The 20,413-nt window shown below is 29.6% G+C and carries 14 protein-coding genes and 1 tRNA gene; 3 read left to right on the top strand and 12 right to left on the bottom strand.

What is annotated here, in order from left to right:
* Nucleotides 1–139: 139 nt before the first annotated feature.
* From KIB46_RS13570 to KIB46_RS13600, 7 genes are all read right to left on the bottom strand, one after another.
* Entirely contained in the window at nt 140–694 is a 555-nt protein-coding gene (locus KIB46_RS13570) for an AAA family ATPase (RefSeq protein ID WP_156560383.1), read from the bottom strand.
* A 91-nt stretch (nt 695–785) separates the two neighbouring features.
* Nucleotides 786–1,550: a Cof-type HAD-IIB family hydrolase gene (locus KIB46_RS13575; protein ID WP_291672586.1), complete on the bottom strand. Its 765-nt coding sequence runs from the start codon at nt 1,548–1,550 to the stop codon at nt 786–788.
* 20 nt (nt 1,551–1,570) lie between these two features.
* The gene (locus tag KIB46_RS13580; RefSeq protein WP_156560379.1) at nt 1,571–2,389 is read right to left on the bottom strand and encodes an SGNH/GDSL hydrolase family protein; all 819 of its coding nucleotides are present in this window, start codon (nt 2,387–2,389) and stop codon (nt 1,571–1,573) included.
* Between the two features lie 109 nt (nt 2,390–2,498).
* Nucleotides 2,499–10,877, bottom strand: a complete 8,379-nt coding sequence (locus tag KIB46_RS13585; protein WP_291672588.1) for a glucoamylase family protein — start codon at nt 10,875–10,877, stop codon at nt 2,499–2,501.
* Nucleotides 10,878–10,986: 109 nt separating this feature from the next.
* Complete coding sequence (locus KIB46_RS13590) at nt 10,987–11,844, bottom strand: ROK family protein (RefSeq protein WP_291672590.1); 858 nt, start codon at nt 11,842–11,844, stop codon at nt 10,987–10,989.
* Nucleotides 11,845–11,859: 15 nt separating this feature from the next.
* Nucleotides 11,860–13,236, bottom strand: coding sequence for an aldehyde dehydrogenase (locus tag KIB46_RS13595; RefSeq protein WP_291672592.1), 1,377 nt, complete (start codon nt 13,234–13,236; stop codon nt 11,860–11,862).
* A gap of 20 nt (nt 13,237–13,256) precedes the next feature.
* Entirely contained in the window at nt 13,257–13,991 is a 735-nt protein-coding gene (locus KIB46_RS13600; protein ID WP_291672594.1) for a DUF3298 and DUF4163 domain-containing protein, read from the bottom strand.
* A 222-nt stretch (nt 13,992–14,213) separates the two neighbouring features.
* Between KIB46_RS13600 and KIB46_RS13605 the strand changes: the two genes are divergently transcribed.
* Complete coding sequence (locus KIB46_RS13605) at nt 14,214–15,101, top strand: polysaccharide deacetylase family protein (protein WP_156560411.1); 888 nt, start codon at nt 14,214–14,216, stop codon at nt 15,099–15,101.
* Nucleotides 15,102–15,198: 97 nt separating this feature from the next.
* Here the strand turns inward: KIB46_RS13605 and rluF are convergent, their stop codons facing one another.
* Nucleotides 15,199–15,978 (bottom strand): 23S rRNA pseudouridine(2604) synthase RluF, encoded by a 780-nt coding sequence (rluF, locus tag KIB46_RS13610; RefSeq protein ID WP_291672602.1) that lies wholly within the window; start codon nt 15,976–15,978, stop codon nt 15,199–15,201.
* On the bottom strand, nt 15,947–16,978 hold the full coding sequence (locus KIB46_RS13615) for an anti-sigma factor domain-containing protein (protein WP_291672596.1): 1,032 nt from the start codon (nt 16,976–16,978) through the stop codon (nt 15,947–15,949). Before KIB46_RS13615 ends, rluF begins: the two co-directional genes overlap by 32 nt.
* A gap of 381 nt (nt 16,979–17,359) precedes the next feature.
* Here KIB46_RS13615 and ispF point away from each other — a divergent pair, with 381 nt between their 5' ends.
* Nucleotides 17,360–17,830, top strand: a complete 471-nt coding sequence (ispF, locus tag KIB46_RS13620; protein WP_156560350.1) for a 2-C-methyl-D-erythritol 2,4-cyclodiphosphate synthase — start codon at nt 17,360–17,362, stop codon at nt 17,828–17,830.
* Between the two features lie 38 nt (nt 17,831–17,868).
* On the opposite strand, the gene KIB46_RS13625 is transcribed toward ispF, so the two are convergent.
* The 3 genes from KIB46_RS13625 to KIB46_RS13635 all read right to left on the bottom strand — a co-directional run bounded on the left by KIB46_RS13625 (nt 17,869) and on the right by KIB46_RS13635 (nt 20,041).
* Nucleotides 17,869–19,152 carry a Na+/H+ antiporter NhaC family protein gene (locus KIB46_RS13625; RefSeq protein WP_291672599.1) on the bottom strand — a complete coding sequence of 428 codons (1,284 nt, stop codon included), beginning with the start codon at nt 19,150–19,152 and terminating at the stop codon, nt 17,869–17,871.
* Nucleotides 19,153–19,226: 74 nt separating this feature from the next.
* Nucleotides 19,227–19,302: transfer RNA gene (locus KIB46_RS13630), tRNA-Lys, on the bottom strand.
* A 64-nt stretch (nt 19,303–19,366) separates the two neighbouring features.
* Nucleotides 19,367–20,041 (bottom strand): hypothetical protein, encoded by a 675-nt coding sequence (locus KIB46_RS13635; RefSeq protein ID WP_156560346.1) that lies wholly within the window; start codon nt 20,039–20,041, stop codon nt 19,367–19,369.
* Between the two features lie 214 nt (nt 20,042–20,255).
* Here KIB46_RS13635 and KIB46_RS13640 point away from each other — a divergent pair.
* Nucleotides 20,256–20,413, top strand: a 158-nt coding sequence (locus KIB46_RS13640; RefSeq protein ID WP_291672604.1) for an HNH endonuclease signature motif containing protein, incomplete at its 3' end; no start/stop codon positions are given.

Here is a 20,413-nt window from a genome sequence, read left to right on the forward strand (position 1 = left end):
TTTTCATATTAATATTATACGGAAAGAAGAGAATTCAAATTCATGAATTCTCTTCTTTCTTTTTATCGGATTGTATCAAATTTATTTTGATACAGCCCCATCAACATCTTTATTATATCTATTATCTTTATTCACTTGATTATACTAAATTAATTTTCTTTAATATTGCTTCTGCTCTTTCTTTTGTGTTGCCAGTTATAACATCATACTTAACATTTTCTGATTGTAAAAAGTTAAGTATTGCATTATCTACAGCAGATGCCATTTCTTCATTCTGCCATCTTACTCCATCCTTTGTGTAACCAAATTCTCTTGGGACAAAGAATACATAGTCATACTTAGGTAAATCTCTTAATGCAAGAACATATAAATCCTTTAAGATTTCAATTTCTTTCTTGCTTCTTTCTTTATCACCAAGCATAAATCTACCATATATATATGGTACAAAAGTGGCATAGTCTGTAATTGCATAATCAAATTGTTCTAGCTCTTGTTCTAACTGTAGCTGACCTAAGTATATTCCATATTGTTCAGCTATATTTTCAATCATACCTTTATCTCTTAAATAATCCGTGCTATATTCTGAAGCTGCACCTACATTAATATCTCTAATTTTTAAATCTACATATAATTGTTGCATCAAAGTAGTCTTTCCACATCTAGGTCCACCTAGTATTGCTATTTTTACAGGCATATCAAACCCTCCATTACATTTTTGAAAAACATATTATATTTTATCAAAATTTGTATAGAAAAACAACAAATAAAAATTGGTTTTATTTATGCTACTTTAAGCAATAATTTTTTATAGCTTCTGCAACACTATTAACAATATACTTAACTTCCTTTTTTACTCCATCTTCTGATGTTTCAAAAGTAAAACTATTTCCTGCTTCTTTAAACATTGGTATATCATTATAAGAATCCCCTATAGCATATGTATTTTTAGTATCTATGTTTTCTCTTTCCTTTACATAGCTTACTCCTTCTCCTTTAGAGCATCCTTTAGGAACAACATCAATAAAGCAAGTATTTCTATATGCAACTACTTCATCTGAATATTTTTCATTTATAAATCTACATATTTTCTCAACTTCCTCTATATCTGACTTTGGATAATAAAGAGAAATTAAAGATAGGTTTTTGTCTTTAATATTTTCTAAATCTTCATATTCTAACCCGTCCCAATCTATGTCTTCTTTATATCTTCCATGAACTACATAAGAGGTATATCCTGTTTCCACAGATATTACAGAATCATCACTTTTTATATCATTTATAATGCTATTTACTGTATTATAAGATATTTCTTTATGATGAACCACCTTACCATCCTTGTCTATTATTAATCCACCATTTAAAAGAATTAAATAATCTACTTTTATTCCATACTTGTCTTTTAAAAAAGCACAACTATTATAAGCTCTACCTGTTGCAACTGCTAGAAGCTCTCCTGAAACATTTAGTTTCTTAATTCCTTCAAGGTTTTCATCTGTCATATTATTATATTCAACTAAAGTTCCATCTAAATCAGTTACAAATAGCTTCATCCTTTGTTCCCCCTAGTTAATTAATTCATTGAGTTTTCTATATGCTTAGTTACAGCCTTAATATATAGTCCATAACCTTTATCATTTGGTAACCCAGCATTACCTACAAGTTGATTTATTGCTACACCAGAATTTGCAAACTCATTGCTTACATCAATTGCATTAAGAGTGTTATTTTTAGAAATATTTTGTATAGCAACTCTATATGCGTTATCTGCAACTAATGTACTTGGTAATATAGGTAAAATTGTACCCTCAGGATTTTTCTCTTTTACCTTATTAATTATCCCCTGATAATTAGCATTAAAAGTATTAATATTAGTTAGCTTATTATTATCGTTTTGTCCAAAGCAAATAATGATTAAATCGTAATTGCTTATATCATTATTTGCAGCAACTTCATACCCTACTGCTGATGTTGCACCAGCTCTTGCAAGAGAAACTAATTCTACCTTGCTACCATAGGTATTAGTCATCCAATTTGCGATTTCCTTATCCCAAATACCAGCTGTAGTATTTCTTCCTTGGCTAAGTGCCAATCCATCACCTAATACAAGCATTCTTACATCAGCCTTATTTTTTAATTTGCTATAAAGCCCCTTATACTCTTCTTTTGGTGCTTCTTGCTCTTCTTTTTTCTCTTCATCAGAAGGCTTTTCTTCTTCCTTCTTATCTTCTTCTTTACTAGTACTGTTATCTTTTGACGCAACCCATTCTGAAGTTACACTCTCACTATCTTTTTGCATTTTCTTTTCTTTAAAAATACCAAGAGTTAAAACTCCTATTAGGACAATAAATAATACAATAATAATTCCTAATCCTTTTCTACTATTATTCACCAAAATTCACCACCTAACCAATTATATTTTACACATTTTTCTATACTCTGTAAACAATGAAAGAAAAGAGAAGCCATCAAAGCAGCTTCTCCTTACTCTATTACTCTTATTACTTAAACTCAACTTCTATTTTTAAAGTGCCTGCTTCTTTAGGGATTATATCCATTTCCTTACCATCTATTCTTATCTTGTTTTCTTTACCTCTTATAACCTTAATATCATAATGTTCTTTTTCATTATTAATCTTAATATTATATTCAGTCCAATCTGCTGGCACGCAAGGTTCTACCTTATATCCTTTTCCTTCTACATGTTTTAGTCCTAAAATATCTTCAATACCTACTTTATACATCCAGCCTGAAGCTCCAGTATACCAACTCCAGCCTCCTCTTCCACCGTGAGGTTCTTTAATGTATACATCAGCTGCCATAACATATGGTTCAACCTTATATGTTCTACATTCAAGTTCAGTTTTTGAATGGTTAATAGGATTAATCATGTTGTAATACTTCCAAGCCTTATCTCCTAAGCCTAGTTTAGTTAAGGCTAAGATTACCCATACTGCTGCATGAGTATATTGCCCTCCATTTTCTCTAACACCAGCAACATAACCTTTAATGTATCCAGGTTCTAATGATGATTTTTCAAATGGTGGTGCTAATAGTAGAATCATTCCCTTATCTTCTCTAACTAGGTTCTTATCTACAGCTTCCATTGCTTCAACAGCTCTTTCATATTTACCTGCACCTGAAATTAATGACCAACTTTCTGCTAAAGAATCTATTTGACATTCTTCATTTTCTCTTGATCCAAGCGGTATACCATCATCAAAGTATGCTCTTCTGTACCATCCACCATCCCAAGCATTCTTTTCAATATTTTCTCTAATAAACTCCTTCATTTCAAAATATCTATTTAGACTTTCCTCATCTTTCATATATTTACATATATCTTGGAAGTCATTTAATATATCATAAAGGAACCATCCAAGCCATACACTTTCACCTTTGCCCTTATTACCAACAGTGCTCATTCCATCATTCCAATCACCACTGCCCATTAAAGGTATATTGTGTTCACCAAATTTCAAGCCCTTTTCTATAGCTCTAATACAGTGTTCATAAATAGTACCTTCAGTAGGAGAGTTATTTACAATTGTATATCTTTCATCTTCTCCCTCTCTTAATGGTTCATCTTCAAGATAAGGGGCTTTTTCATTTAATATGCTATAATCCCCTGTTCTTTTTATATATTGAGCTGTAGCATATGGCATCCACAATAAGTCATCAGAAAATCTTGTTCTTATTCCACTATTTACAACAGGATGCCACCAATGTTGTACATCTCCTTCTAGATATTGCCTTGATGCATTCCTTATTATTTGAGCCTTAGCTATATTAGGGTTAACAATTCCTAAATTCATAGAGTCTTGAAGTTGATCTCTAAAACCATAGGCTCCTCCTGATTGGTAGAAGGCTGTTCTACTTAAATATCTACAACTATAAGTTTGATATAATAACCAACCATTAATCAAGTAATCCATAGACTTATCTTTTGTCTCTACTTGTATATTTCCTAGGAAATTTGACCAATATTGTTTTACTTCCTCTAAGGCTTTGTGACATTCTTCAATATTTTTATACTTATCTATTAATTTTGATATATTCTCCTTACTTTCATCTTGACCAAATAGTATAATTATCTCTTTTTTCTCCCTTGGAGCTAATTTAATCTTAGTTTCAGTTGCTAAACAAGGATCATATATACTTCCTGTTTTATTAGATAAGTTTTTATAATTTAAAGCATTAGGAGAAGAAATATCCTCACCTACTCCAAGGAATTCTTTTCTATCACCTGTAAAAGATAAGGTTTCTCCACCTAAAATAGTTAAGTAAGCTCTCATATTTCCAAAGTATTGGCTATATGGATTTTGCCCACAAATATAATTTTCTTCTAACTCTGTAGAAATATATTTTGCACTTCCATAATTAAATACCCCTAATACTAATTGAGCATAGTAGTATATTGATACTTCTCTTTCCTTATCTAATAGATTTTCTAAAGTAACCTTTTGTATTTTTAACTTTTCTCCCTTAGGACAGAAAATCTGCATTTCTCCTTTTATGTTGTATGCTGTATGAGTAAATGTAGAATATCCAAAAGAGTGCTTAATAATATATTCTCCTCCATCTCTAACTGGTTTAGGGGTTATAGAGAAATACACTCCACTATTATTGTCTCTAATATAAAGCGCTTCTCCTGGTGGATCTATTACCCAGTCATTACTCCAAGGAGTTATTTTATTCTCTCTACTATTTCCACACCATGTATATCCTGAACCCACTTCTGATATATGGAAGCCAAAGTCTTCGTTTGAAACTACATTTATCCATGGAGCAGGAGTATTATTATAGTCATTTAGCCTTATAACATAACTCTTATCTTCTGGATCAAATCCTCCATATCCATTCCAAAAATCTAATTTTTCACTTAAATCTTCATTTCTAGAAACACTATTTTCAGGTAGTTCTTCTACATTCCTAAGAATTTTTTCACCATAATCTACTTTTTCTTCTTTCTTTATTTGTACATTTATCTTACTCTTTTCAACTAATTCCTTATGTCTTAAGAATTCAACCTCTTCACTTGTATCCACTTCTTTAATTTGAGTTATTATAGATCCCTTTTCACTATCTACATATAATGCTGATATTCCTATAATGAAGTCTTTTATATCTTCACCCATAGTGGACTTATTATGAAGGAATATTCCACCTGGTTTATTCAGAATATCTCCTTCTTTAGATAAGTTTATTGCACTTATAATACTCTTTTGCATTGGTTGCTCGTAAGATGCCTCTTCATCATTGTAAATTAGAAGGTCTACTTTTAAACCTTTCATCTTCCAATAATAATGCATCTTTATCATCCCTCTAACTAAATCCATATCTTCTTCACCTTTAACTACTGCCATAGCTATAGGTAAATCACCAGATATTCCATAAGCCCATAAATCTTGCTGATGTTTACTAATATTTTTTATGTAATCTTCCCTATCTCTTCTACCACTGTGAAGGAATAATATATATGAAGCTAAGCTTTGATAAATGTTTGCTTGTGAAGACTTTATTCCTAAAGCTTTTAACTCAAGTTGAATAGCTTTATTATATGAATTAAACACCTTATCTAATTTGCTAACTTCTCCATATTCTTCTGCAAGAGCTAAAGCTTCTTCTTTATCATTTGTTGTTCCCGTTATATAATAAACTTCCTTAACATCCCCTGGTTCAAGCCTTAATCTAACTCTCATACTCATAATAGGATCAAGGACTATTCCTACTGTATTTAATAAGGATGAATCATTATCCATTGCACTAGGATTCCTTAAATCTCTATTTCTACCTATAAAATTAACCCTTGATGTTTCATAGGTAATTGCACCTTCCATCTCTGATGATGTAATAGCCTTGTGGAATATATAAGGTACAGTACCATTCTTAACTCTAGCCCTTCTATTTCCTAAAAGACATTTTCCTTCATCATTAAACTCTGTTCCTATAAATAAATTTGAGAAACTTGGATGAACAGCATCTCCCTCAAAGGATTGAAGGGTTACCTCCATATAGCTTGTAACTTCAATGCTTCTTCCTTTATCTCCTGTATTTTTTAAAGTGATTTTTCTTACTTCAACATCATCCTCAGGAGATACAACCACCTCCATAGTTGTTTTAATAGATCCATCTCTTCTACTATATTTTGCTTTATCTAAAGTAAATTCTACATTGTAATCCTCTCCACCATATTTACATGGCTCATATGTTGCACTCCAATAATCATTAGAATTTAAATTTTTAATATAGAAGAACATACCACTACTATCTGAAGTATTATCTCCCTTCCATCTATAAACTGTCATTCCATCCTTCTTACCATATCCACTACCTGATAGGGTTACCATAGTAGAATAACTTCCATTTGATAAAAGTAATACTTCTGGATTTTCTCTCTTTATTCCCTCATATATTCTAGGTACAAAGTTTTCTCTTTCTAGTATTTCCTTCTTTATAGTTAAATCTTGTTCATGTTCAAAGGTAATCTTCTCTGGAATCTTTTCCTTCAGTAATAACTCTGTTGCCTTAACCTCTGGAATTCTATGAAACCTCTCTTGAAATATATTATTATTTAAAATATTATCTAGCCCCATCAAAGACATACCTAAATGATGCACCATATAACATCTAACATCTTTGCTTTCATTATTGTCTTCTCCACTATCCATTTTACTCACCCTATTAGGAGTATAATCTATAGCTTCAATAAAACCATATCTACCATAAGCACCCTTTTTCTCTAATTCTCTAAGGTTACTTATTCCTCTCTCTTTAGAGTAAGGTAGACTCATTAAGGTTGAATATGGCGAAATAACCAACTCATCTTCTAGCCCTCTTTTAAGTCCTACTCCAGGTACACCAAAAGCCTTATATTGATAATTATCTGCTACATCAAATTGATAATATGCTGACTCTGAAATTCCCCAAGGTATTTCTTTTGTCTTTGTGAAATTTTTCTGTGCCCTTATTACTGAATCATATGTCATTTGTAGCAATGTATTAGGATAGCTCTTCATTATTAATGCTGGCATGAAATACTCAAACATAGTTCCACTCCATGAAACTAAGCTCTTTCCACCAAAAGCATTAGTCATAGCCCTACTTAAATTAAACCAATGTGAACTAGGAACCTCTCCCCTTGCTATTGTAATAAATGAAGTGGCCCTTGATTCTGATGCCAACAAGTCATAGTAGGAATTTCCTAATGAATTTTCCTCTAAGTTATATCCAATAGCAAACAATCCTCTTTCATTATTGTATAGAAACTTAAAGTTCATATCATTCATCATATTATTAATATCTAACATGATGTTATCCATTCTTTCTTTAAGCACCTTTAAACTGTTTACCTTATCCTCTATAGCCTCCTTAAACTCATCTCCAGAGGATCTCAAAATCTCATCTAAATGATTTAGAAAACTTTTTATAGATGGTGCTTTCTTTATTGACTTATTATCTAATAATTTTTCTACTCCATCTAAAAAGTATTGATAATATGATATTTTCAACTTTATTTCTTTTTTTGTTTTTCCTATCCAATATATTTTTTCATTATCTTCTTCATTCTCTATATCAATTTCTTCTAATTCCAATAGAAGTTTCTCCAAGGTTGGAATATAATCTTTTACTTCCATCTTATTTAAAGCTTCTTTATTAATTAAACCTTCTATCCCAATTATTTTAAGAGAATCCCTTAATGCTAATATTTCTTGAATTCTTATTAAAGGGTTATTTTTATATTCCTCTAAAGTTGTATTTATAATCCACAAATACCCTAATAAGTTCCCACTATCTACTGTGGAAACATATCTAGGCCATAGTGGTTCACAACTTTTTGTATCATACCAGTTAAGAAAATGTCCTTCACATTTTTCTAGTTTTTTCATGCCCTCTAAAGTTAGTTCTATTCTATCAATAACTTCTCCTAAAGTTATATAACCTAGGTCATAGGCTACAATATTACTAATTAGCCCCATACCAATATTAGTAGGAGAAGTTCTATGGGCCACACCTTTATATGGTTGTTCTTGATAGTTATCTGGTGCAAGAAAATTATTTTCTTCATTAACAAAATCCTGATAATATGCCCATATTCTTCTTGTATTATCTCTTAAATATTCTTTATCCTCATATTTAATCTTAAACACTTTTTCTTTCACAGGAAGACTTATGTAGTAAGCTATGTATGGACTCACTATCCATAAAAGAGCTAGAGGTAAATTTATTATACTTATTAAAAATCTTTCATCTATGGCTAAAACAGCTACTAATATTCCACAAAAAATAGAGAACCACATTCTCTTTGAGTAAGAACTTAATGAATTATTAGTTGTTCTTTCTGCCTCTTCTGCTGTTTGCCATTGTAATCTATGTTTTTTAGATATTGTCATTCTATAAATAGTTCTTATGATAGCATCTACCATAAGATAGGCTTGATATGGTATAAAACTAATTATTAATAGTATTTGTTGCATACTTTTAAATGTACCCCTAATCATATTCCTAGGAGTAACAACAAAGTCTGTTACTGTAAAAACTAATGGTACTATGGCTCCTAAAAAGCATAAAAATGTTATCTGATTACTTCCATTTAAAAATGTAAGATTTAATATTATAGATAAAAGTAACACTGGAGCTAATAAACTTCTTCTTAAGTTATCAAATATCTTCCACTTAGATAATACTGATATCTTTTTAGAAAATAGCCACTTAAAAATTTGCCAATCTCCTCTTACCCATCTATGTATTCTCTTACAGCTTGATTCGTAACTAGATGGATAATTATCAATAAATTCTACATCTGTAACTAAAGCACACTTTGCATAAGCTCCCTCTAATAAATCATGACTTAATACAGTATTGTCTGGAATTTCTCCTTCAAGAACTTCTTTAAATGCATCTATATCTATTATTCCTTTACCTGTAAAGCTACCTTCTCCAAATAAATCTTCATAGGTATCTGAATAAGCAATTGAATATCCATCAATTCCTCCTTCTCCTGCAAAAATTCTAGAGAAATCAGACTTATCTTTACTTTCTAAGGATATACTTACCTTAGGTTGCATAATCCCATATCCATGTTTTACAGAATTATTTTTAACACATGCTCTATTAAGAATATGACTCATAGCTCCAACTAATTTAATAGCTGAATCTCTTGGCATAAAAGTATCTGCATCTAATGTAATTATGTATTTTATATCCTTTAAGCTTCCTATATAACTACTCATTACACTGAAAGTATGGTTCTCTTCCCCTCTAAGAAGGTTCATGAACTCCATAAGTTTGCCTCTTTTTCTTTCCTTGCCCATATACACCCCTTCTTTTGGGTTATATATCTTTTTTCTGCTTAAAAAGAAAAAATGCTTTTCGCCACTAAAATACTTATTGTTCATTCTTAATGCTTCTTTAAATCCAGCTTCTATTATTTCTTCTTCATCTGAAGTTTTTTCAACCTTACTATCTTTAAAATCTCCTAACAAAGCAAAGTATAAATTTTTATCCTTATTACCTAGATAAGATACTTCAAGCTGTTTCATTAATTCTTCAGTTCTTTTTGCATTAGGTAATATAGCTGGTATTACTATAATTGTCTTCTTATTATCTGGAATTCCTTCTGATAAATCTAGCTTAGGAACATGCCTTATTGGCTTTAACTTACTAACAGACCAATTAATAAGGGCTACAACTATTTCATTAGCTGGAACAATCATAAGTAAAGCAGCTACAATTAATTGTCCTGTAGAAAAACGTACTCCTAACATATAACTAAATGCTAAAATTACTGAAACAATCATTAAGGTACATACTATGTTTATAGTAATGTATAGCCCTTCTGAAAACTTATTATTTACTTTAACATGTAAATTCAGTTCATTTGATAGTTCTTTAACTCCATCATCTATAAGATAATATCCAACATGAGTTCTATAAGATCTCTTCCCCTCCTCCTTAGCTCTAGTGGCAAGATAAAGTGCTTTTTCCGTTAATGTTATTTCACCTACCTGAAACTTTCTAGCTAACTTTTCTATACTATGTCTATAATAGTCCTTAGACTTAAAGTCCATTTTTTCATATGTTCCATAGGGGTCTGTTTGCAACTTTTTTTCTACTATTGATGTAGAATCAAAGAATTTTTTCCAACTTATACCCTCTATACTTCTTAATGCACTTATATATGTACTTATATTTTGCTCAATGGTTCCTTCTATAAAATACTTTTTTACTGATTCCTTATCACTAGAGCCACTAGACTTTTGTTCAATTAAATCATATACACTTTTCTCTTCTATAGAATTATCTCTTAATACTTTTAATAGCTCATCTTTAAGCAAGCCATCTATATTTTCATAATGTTCATTAATATAGGCTAATACCTTTTCTAAATCATTTTTATTTATAGAATCTATAATCTGGTAAGCAAGGTCTTTCCCTAATTTTTTCTCATTTTGAACATTTGTAAGCCTATCAGTCACATCTGCTAATTCCAAAATAATAGCTATTCGTAGCATTATTGGAAACGCCCATAATTCACCCATAGTAAACTTTTCATCCTTACTTTGTATAAAGCTTATTGCTTTATCTTCTGTAACTATACCTTCATACTTCTTAATGAATTCTTTAGCATAAAAATATATTCTTTGAATTTTACTATCTAATTTTTCATCTGAAAAAGGTAAATTATAAAAATAATCGTGAGGCATATTTTCCTTTATTGACTTATACTCTTTTTCTATTAGATATATATTATCTAATAGCCATTCACCTGAACTTAAGACCTCTTCCCCCTGCTTTGACAAAGATTTAATATATTTATAATTATTTTTTATCTTAGAAAAACCATTATTTAATTCACTTAAAACTTCTCTACCTCTCATGGTCTTCACTCCTTACAAATAATTCTTAAAATAGTTTTCCCAAGATTTTATATTTAATTCCAAAAGAAAAGAAGCCTTGACTACACAAAGCTTCCTAACCAATTACTTATTACTCATTAAGGAAATTATAAACAGCTCCTATCATTCCCGCATCATTTTTATGCTTACATCTTTCAACGACACACTTAACATCATTCCAAGCCTCTATCTTTTCCAATGCATTTACTACTTCTTCTATAAATTCTTCCCTTTCACTTACTCCGCCACCAATAAGTATTTTTTCTGGATTTAAAGTAGCACTTAAATTATATATTCCTGTAGCAATTAATCCATACCATTCATTTATTATTTCTTTTACCTTAGGATCTTTTTCCCCCTCTTCAAAGACAACTTGTCCATCTACTGCTTTATCTAAATTCTTATATTTCATATATTCTTTTATTAATGCTAAAGTTGATGCTGTATTACTATACATTCCCTTTTCATTACATCTCATAAATCCAAACTCTCCACCTTGGAAGGTACTTCCTCTAAGTAATTTATTATTTACATAGATTCCTCCACCTATGCCTGTTCCAATAGTAACACACACAAAATCAGAACATTCAGTAGCATTTCCGTTAAACTTTTCCGCTAAAGCTACACACTTTCCATCATTCTCTACTGAAGCCTTTAGTCCAGTCTTTTCTTCTATTATCTTTGTAATACATTTTCCTTCAATACATCTTATTGCATAACAAACCTTTGGTATACCATTTATAGAATCAATAAATCCTGGCATACTTATAGCCACACCTTCAACTTCGCTTTTTCTTTCTAAAGCTATTTTTATTATATTTTCTAAAAATAATTCTTCACTTTCTCTTCTTGTATCAAAGCTAGACTTTTCTAAAATAGATCCTTCTTCATTTAATATACCCCATTTAATTTTTGTTCCCCCAATATCAAAAGCTAAATATTTTTTCATAAACATAAACCCCCTCTATTTTAATATTTTCTTTATTAATTTTAATTTATCATTATATGGAGCAAACCTAAAGGGTAATTCCATAAATGTTCCTCTTTTTAAAACAGACTTTCTATGACTAAATGTGTCAAAGCTAGCCTTTCCGTGATAAGAGCCTATACCACTATTACCTACTCCACCAAAAGGAAGATATGTTGATGCAACATGTATTACAGTATCATTTATTGTAACTCCACCTGATGATGTATTATTTAACACATACTCAATTTTATTTTTATCTTCAGAAAAGTAATATAAAGCTAGTGGCTTATCTCCATTATTAACCTTACTTACTACTTCTTCTAAATTATTAAATTCATATACAGGAAAAATTGGTCCAAATATCTCTTCTTCAAGTATTTTAGCTTTTTTTCCTATATTTACTAATATGGTTGGAGATATATATTTTTCTTCTATAGATACTTCTCCCCCATAGAATACTTCTCCTTCATTTAAATACTCAGAAAGTCTTCTAACTTCTCTCTCACTAATTATTCTTGGATAATCAGGACTTTCTTTTTGTTTCTTCCCTAATTGCTCTTCTATTTCCTTAACTAACTCTTCTAAAAACTTTACTTTTACATCTTCATGTACATAAAGATAATCTGGTGCCACACATGTTTGGCCAGCATTTAAAAATTTTCCCCAAGCAATTCTCTTTGCACTCATCTTTATATTAGCATCTTTATCTACAATACATGGGCTTTTACCTCCCAACTCTAAAGTAACAGGAATTAAATACCTAGAGGCCTTTTCCATAACTATCTTTCCTACTCTTACGCTACCTGTAAAAAAGATATAATCTACAGGTTGTTCTAACAATTCAGAAACAACCTCTTTTCCTCCCATTGGATTAACCACCTTAATATATTCTTCATTAAAGTTATTATTAATTAACTCTTCAATTAACATAGATGTATTAACAGAATACTCTGAAGGCTTTATAACTGCGCAGTTTCCTGCACCAATTGCTCCTATTAAAGGAGATAGTATTAACTGAAAAGGATAGTTAAATGGACCTATAATTAAAGCTACTCCATAAGGTTCTTTATATACATAACATTTACTAGGATAATAATTAATTGAAGATTTTACTTTTTCTTTTTTAGACCATTTTTTTATATTTTTTATCATGATGTTTATTTCTTCATACACCATTCCAATTTCTGTTATGTATCCTTCAAAGTTTGATTTTCCTAAATCCTTTTTTAAAGCATCTAAAATAATTTCTTCATTCTCTTTTATTAATCTTTTTAACTTTTTTAGATTATCTATTCTAAAATTAATATCTTTTGTTTTCCCAGATAAATAATAGTTCTTCAGTTTTAATATAATATCTTTTATATTATTCATATTATTTCCTTTCAACCTAACTATTTACTATTAATTTTATCATAGACATAGTTCTTTTTAAATATTTCTAAAGGAATCCTAAACTCAGGCATTCCTCCAGCATATGGTGCAATTTCATATTGTGCAAAAAATATTACTAAATTATTTCCTTCTATAAAAAAGCCTTGATTATCCTTTATTCCTTGAAAGCCCTCTTTACCTGTAAAATACATATCTTTATTCTTGTCTATTTCACTCTGAATTTTCTTATTTATCAAACTTGTATAATCATATTTCTCTTTAAATAAATTATTAAGCTTTAAAACTTCTCCACTTTTTTTATCAATATTATAGTACTTTCTTGTAGTAATTCCATGAGCACCACCTATGAATTGATAGTAATCTATATAAAAGCTTAAAGGATTCCTAGTACTCTTAAGTTCATATCTAGCATTTGCTTCATAAGGTGCTAATGGTTTAACATTGGTATCAAAATTTTCTTTTGCAATCAGTCTAATGTCTTTAATCCACTCTAGAGTCCAATTTTCTATTTCTTTATTTATTAAAGCTTCTTTGCTCTTATTAGATATACCACTTATCTGAGGTATAATTACATCTACATCTACATAATCATCTTTCTCTTTTATGACTTTATCCACAATTCTAATCTCTTCTTCATTTTTCGACGTTTCACTTGCCAACACTACTTGTGGACAAAAACTGTTTATAATGTTGATAACTATTAAAGAAAAACTTAATAAAACTTTGTTACTCATAACTTAATCATCCTCTTCTTTCTTTTTTATATAGTATTCTCTTTTTTTTAACAATTATCAACATACCAATTCACAATTACTTAACAACTTATCCACACCCAATTGTGGACAATGTGGATACCATCCATTTTTTTCTATATTTTCATTTGATTATTTACTTTACATATCTTGGTATGATAAAATTCATATACAACAAATATATTTTTAAAGGTGAATATTATGATGAAAATTTCCAGTAAAAAACTACAAAATATTATATTAATAGCACTTATAATAGTTCTAATAGGAGTTATATTTGCTATTTATATTAAAGAAAAAGAACAAAAAAGCACTGCAAGTAATGAAAATATTGAAAATTTACAACTAAATGAAGAGCAAGAAGAACCTAAAACTGAACCAGAAGAAATTAATAGATTTGAAGGTTTAACACTTATTAACGATAATCGTGGAGTTCCTGTCCTATATTATCACTCAGTAGATCCTTCAGAGGAAAATGAAGTTATTATTTCTCCTGATAGACTTAGAGAGCAACTTCAATTTATTAAAGATTCAGGATATACTACTTTAACTATTAGCGAGTTTAATGACTATATTATTAATGAAAAACCAATACCAGAAAAAAGTATACTTATAACCTTTGATGATGGTTATATGGACAACTATACAAATGCTTTTCCAATACTTAAAGAATTAGATATGAAAGCAACAATTTTTGTTATTACTTCTGTAATTGATGAGGGTAGCTACTACTTATCTAGTGAAAGAATTAAAGAAATGTCTGACTATGGAATAGATATAGAAAGCCATACAGCAACCCACAGTCATTTAGATCAACTTACTTATGAAGAACAACTTAAAGAACTAAAAGAGTCAAAAGAAAAGATAGAATCTATTACTGGTAAGGAAGTTCTATCTGTAGCTTACCCATATGGTGACTTAAATGAAGATAGCATTAAAGCTGTAAAGGAAGCTGGCTACTCATTAGCTTTCACTACTAACTTAGGTTATTCTGACAGGGAGGATATTCCTTTAAAACTTGATAGAATTTATGTAAGTTCTAGATATACAATGGAAAGATTTAAAAGCAGATTAATTAATACAAATAAATAAAAAAAGTAAAGTGGATATTTACTTTAAATCACAGAAAGCAAATATCCACTCCATTCATATTAAGGTAAGGAAACTATAAAATTATTTTCCTTGCCTATTATTCTTTATAAACCTTTTGGGAATCTTTTATAAGTTCATTTATACCAGCTAATTCTCTTGTAGTTAAGTCTCTCCAACTACCATTCTTTAAATTTCCTAAATTAATATTCATTATTCTAACTCTTTCAAGTTTAACTACTTTATATCCAAAAACTTCGCACATTCTTCTTATTTGCCTGTTCATTCCCTCTGTTAATATTATTCTAAATACCTTGCTTCCTTCTTTTTTAACAAAACATTTCTTAGTAACAGTACCTAGAATTCTAACCCCAGATGACATCTTCTTAATAAAATCATCACTAATCGGCTTATTAACAGTTACCACATATTCCTTTTCATGATTATTACCTGCACGTAAAATTTTATTAACTATATCTCCATCATTAGTTAGTAAAATTAACCCTTGAGAATCCTTATCCAATCTTCCTATAGGAAATATTCTTTTTTTATGTCCAACAAAATCAACAATATTTCCTTTTACTTTATGTTCAGTTGTACAAGTTATACCTACAGGTTTATTTAATGCTATATAAATAAGTTCCTCTTCCTTAGTTATATCTTTCCCATTTACCTTAACTATTTGCCCTTTTCCTACCTTCATCCCCATAGTAGCCTTTACTCCATCTATTGTTACTTTTCCACTTTCTATAAGCTTGTCAGCTTCTCTTCTAGAGCAAATTCCAGTCTCACTTATGTATTTATTTAATCTTATCTCTTCTTTTCTATCATTATGTACTATTACATTATTATTTCTGTTCATCCTTCGATTCCTTTTCATCATTTACCATATCTTTAATATTATGTTCCTTACCTGAATTATTTACTAATACTCTTATTTTTTCTTCCTTAACATACCTTGCTGTATCTTCTAATAATCCATATTTTAAAGCTTCTCCACTTACAGTAATTAATATACTTTTATTTGGTATCATTTCATTTTCCTTGGCATATCTTAAACATTCTTCTAAAGCTGTATCTATATTTTTATACTTTGGATTTACAATATTTATAAGTTCTTTACCTTTTTGAGTTGGTGAATAAGTATATATTACTTTATTGAATCTATTAACTTCAAACTTTAACTGAGATGTTGTATCTATAACAACAGTCCTTACCGTCTTAGTATACTGGTAAATTCCACCTGCTAAAATAAAAGTTAAAAATACAGCTCCTACACATATTTGTAACTTATAATTTCTAATTCCTTTCTTCTCTTTCCCTCTATACTCTTGTCCTACTTTTAAATCCCCTTCCTTTTTTAACTTCAAGAACTCCCCTGCACTTGTAAATACAAATACACTTCTTTTATTTACCTTAAGAACTATTCCCTTTTTTATATCATTATTTTTATTCTCTTTTGAAGATAATGCAGCACTCTTACTTCTCTCTTCTATTCGCATATAATCTTGTATGCACTTATAACTAGGGTTTGAAAGAATTATTACATATACTAATATATAATCTTGCCATATCTCTAAAAATGTTCTAGATACTCGCGTCCTCTTAGCTACCATTGCTACTGGTAACTCTCTTTTCTTTTGAACTTTCTCAAAAAGTTCATAGTCTTCATATATATAACTTGCTATATTCAAAATTAAATTTCTATCTCTATATGTTGGAAATATATTAATCAAGTCTTTTACAAGTATTTTATATAAAAATAATTCCTTAAGCATAAATGATATTTGCTTTTCCCTTATTCTTCTTGCTTCTTCACCAACTTCAATAATAGCTTGGGTACTTGAAAATATATATTTATTTCTATTAAACTCAGCCATACTTATCATCCTTTCATGGTAATACGACAACTTAAGTCACATTATCAAATTATACTACCTCACATATAATGTATTATACCATATAAAAACCTACACCTACTCTGTATATATCAAAGGTTTTGCAAATATATTTTACTGAACCCATATAATTTGAAAGTGAGGTTTATCTATGAAAGGAAATGTTATTTACGTTGACTTTATCTATAGACGTAAGAAAGTAAGTTATATCAGATTCCTTATTACTACAAAATCTTTTTCCTTTGTTAGATACTTTAAATTTCTTTTTTTAACAGAACAAAGGATTTCTAATGTAAATATTAGAGTAAAAAATGTTCAATAATGGTATAATTCTTATATACATTTTTTACAGGAGATGATTATATGAGAATTGGACTTGGATATGATGTTCACAAATTAGTTAGTGACAGAAAACTTATTCTTGGTGGTGTTGAAATTCCATATGAGTATGGATTACTTGGCCATTCTGATGCTGATGTGTTATTGCACGCTATAATGGATTCTTTATTGGGAGCTTCCGCTTTAGGTGATATAGGAAAACACTTTCCTGATACTGATCCTAAATATAAGGGAATCTCAAGTATAGCTTTATTAAAAGAAGTAGGAAAGCTTTTGTATGAAAATGGTTACAAAATTTCCAACATAGATTCAACAATTATAGCACAAAAACCAAAAATGGCACCTCACATACCATTAATGAGAAAGAATATTGCTAATGCCTTAAACATAGACATTGATCAAATAAATGTAAAAGCTACAACTGAAGAAGGACTTGGATTTACAGGAGAGGGACTTGGGATATCTTCTCAAAGTATTTGCCTTCTTTATAAATAATAAGAGAAATTGCATTTGCAATTTCTCTTAATCTTTATTTATTCACTTCTTTTTCTCCAATAAAGGTAAATTGATACCAAAGCACAAATACCCATTAAATATGGATAAACTGAATATTTTATTATTGCAAATGGTGATATCATAGCCAATCCTGAGGCTGAAATAAGTTGTGCCCCATAAGGGATCAACCCTTGAAATACACAAGAGAACATATCCATTATGCCAGCTACTCTTCTAGGCTCTAATTCAAACTCATCTGAAATATCTTTAGCTATTGGCCCAACAGTTACTATTGCAATAGTATTATTAGCTGTACAAATATCCACTAGGCTTACTAATGTAGCAATACCAAGTTCAGCTCCTCTTTTACTTTTAAAGTTCTTCATACCTTTATTTAATATATATTCTATTCCACCATTATTTTTAATTAGCTCAATTGTTCCTGCTATTAATAAAGAGATTATTATAAGTTCGCTCATACCTTGGATTCCAGCTGAAATATTAGTGAACAATCCTATTATATCAAAGCTTCCATATAAAATTCCTATTGCCCCTGCAAACACAATTCCACCTATTAAAATAAATATTACATTTATACCCATTAATGCAGATATTAACACAACTATGTATGGAAGTATCTTTATAAAACTATATTCATACTCTCCTAAAGTTTGTATAGATGTTCCTTTTGTAAGAATCATAAATATAATGGCAGTAACTATAGCTGCTGGTAATACTATTTTGAAGTTCATTTTAAACTTATCCTTCATTTCACAACCCTGAGTTCTAGTTGCAGCAATTGTTGTATCTGATATCATAGATAAATTGTCCCCAAACATAGCTCCACTAACCACAGCCCCTACAACTATAGCAACAGCTATTCCTGTCTTATCTGATACTCCTACTGCTATTGGAACTAATGCCACTATTGTTCCCATGGATGTTCCTACTGATAATGCTATAAATGAAGCTATTATAAATACACCTGGTACAAGTATACTTGTAGGCAAAATTGAAAGTCCAAAATTTACTGTTGAATCAACAGCTCCCATAGCCTTAGCTACTTGTGCAAATGCTCCTGCTAATACAAATATAAGAATCATTAATATAACATTAGAATTTCCTGCTCCCTTACAAAAATCTTGAAGCTTGTCTTCAAATGTTCTCTTCTTATTCATTGATAAAGCAACTATGGCAGATATTAAAAATGGTACTATCACTGACACTGCATAAAAGTCTTTTGCTATAATCGATGTTCCTGCATAAACTATTAAAAAAACTGCTAATGGCAATAATGCAGAAAATTTTCCTTTTGTTTTCATATATTTCTCCTCTCAAATTAAGTCTCTTTTATTATACAAGAAAAAAAGGAACCTATAACTAGATTCCTTTCATTTGGTGCGCCATCAGGGATTCGAACCCGGGACACCCTGATTAAGAGTCAGGTGCTCTACCAACTGAGCTAATAGCGCTTATTTACATAAAATATTATAGCATCTAACTTTTTTATGGTCAAGATGCTATAATATTATTTTTTTATATTACTTCTGACAAATTCTTTTGCAATATTTCTTTAAACTTCTCTGCACTCACTTCATTTTTTGTTGCTTCACTACATATCTTCTTCCACTCATTTACTGTTACACCAGTTTTACATATAAATGTATTTTCATCATTAGTTAACATAGTAGAATCTACAATAAAATCTCCAAGTTCCCCTGGATTTTTAAATATCTTTAAATATAAAAACTCTTTATTATCACCATACCAAGTTTTATTAAATTCTCTACTAAATTTAATCAATTCAGGTATAACTCTATCTTTTGGTAGATCCCACATTTTCGATACTTTTGTATAGTGACTTAACATTAACTGTGCTTCACTTTTTGATATTTTCCCTTTTGATAATCCATCCCTTATAATTTTATCAACAGGAATCGATGGGATATTAATTATTATTCTATCTTTACCATATATCCATTTATAAAAAGCTTCTTGCAAGAAAGAATATTGAATATATCCAAGTAACACCTTTGCATCAGGGAAATATGCATAGATATTATCAATACCATTATTTTTTGAAAATATTAAAGTATGAATATAAAGTGACTTTTCCTTTGGTGGATTATCCATAAACATATGGCCTCTTATAGTTTTATTTTCATGGATTAAATATTCCCAATACTTAAAGGAGTTATAGTTTTGTCTCACTCTTATCACCTTTCTTTCCTTTATATAATATATTATATAGTAAGATATACCTCTTTATCAATACCATACTACGTGTTTACACGTTATTATAAAATATGTATTTGAATTACTATTCATACTGTTATTTAATAATTTTTATTGAAATTTTTTACAAAATTGAAGTTGTTTTTAATTTATTATATAATAAGTACATATTTAATAAGGAGGTATGTTATTGTTCTTTTGTGAAATATGTAATAAGCCAGCTGATATACACCATATAGTTCATAGAAGTGAAGGCGGTTTAGATATAGAAATTAACTATAAATACCTTTGTAACGAACACCATCGTGGTAAAAGCGGACCCCATCACTCTATTGAAATAGATTTAAA

The sequence above is a fragment of the Clostridium sp. genome (assembly GCF_018372875.1).
Taxonomy (GTDB): Bacteria; Bacillota; Clostridia; order Clostridiales; family Clostridiaceae; genus Clostridium.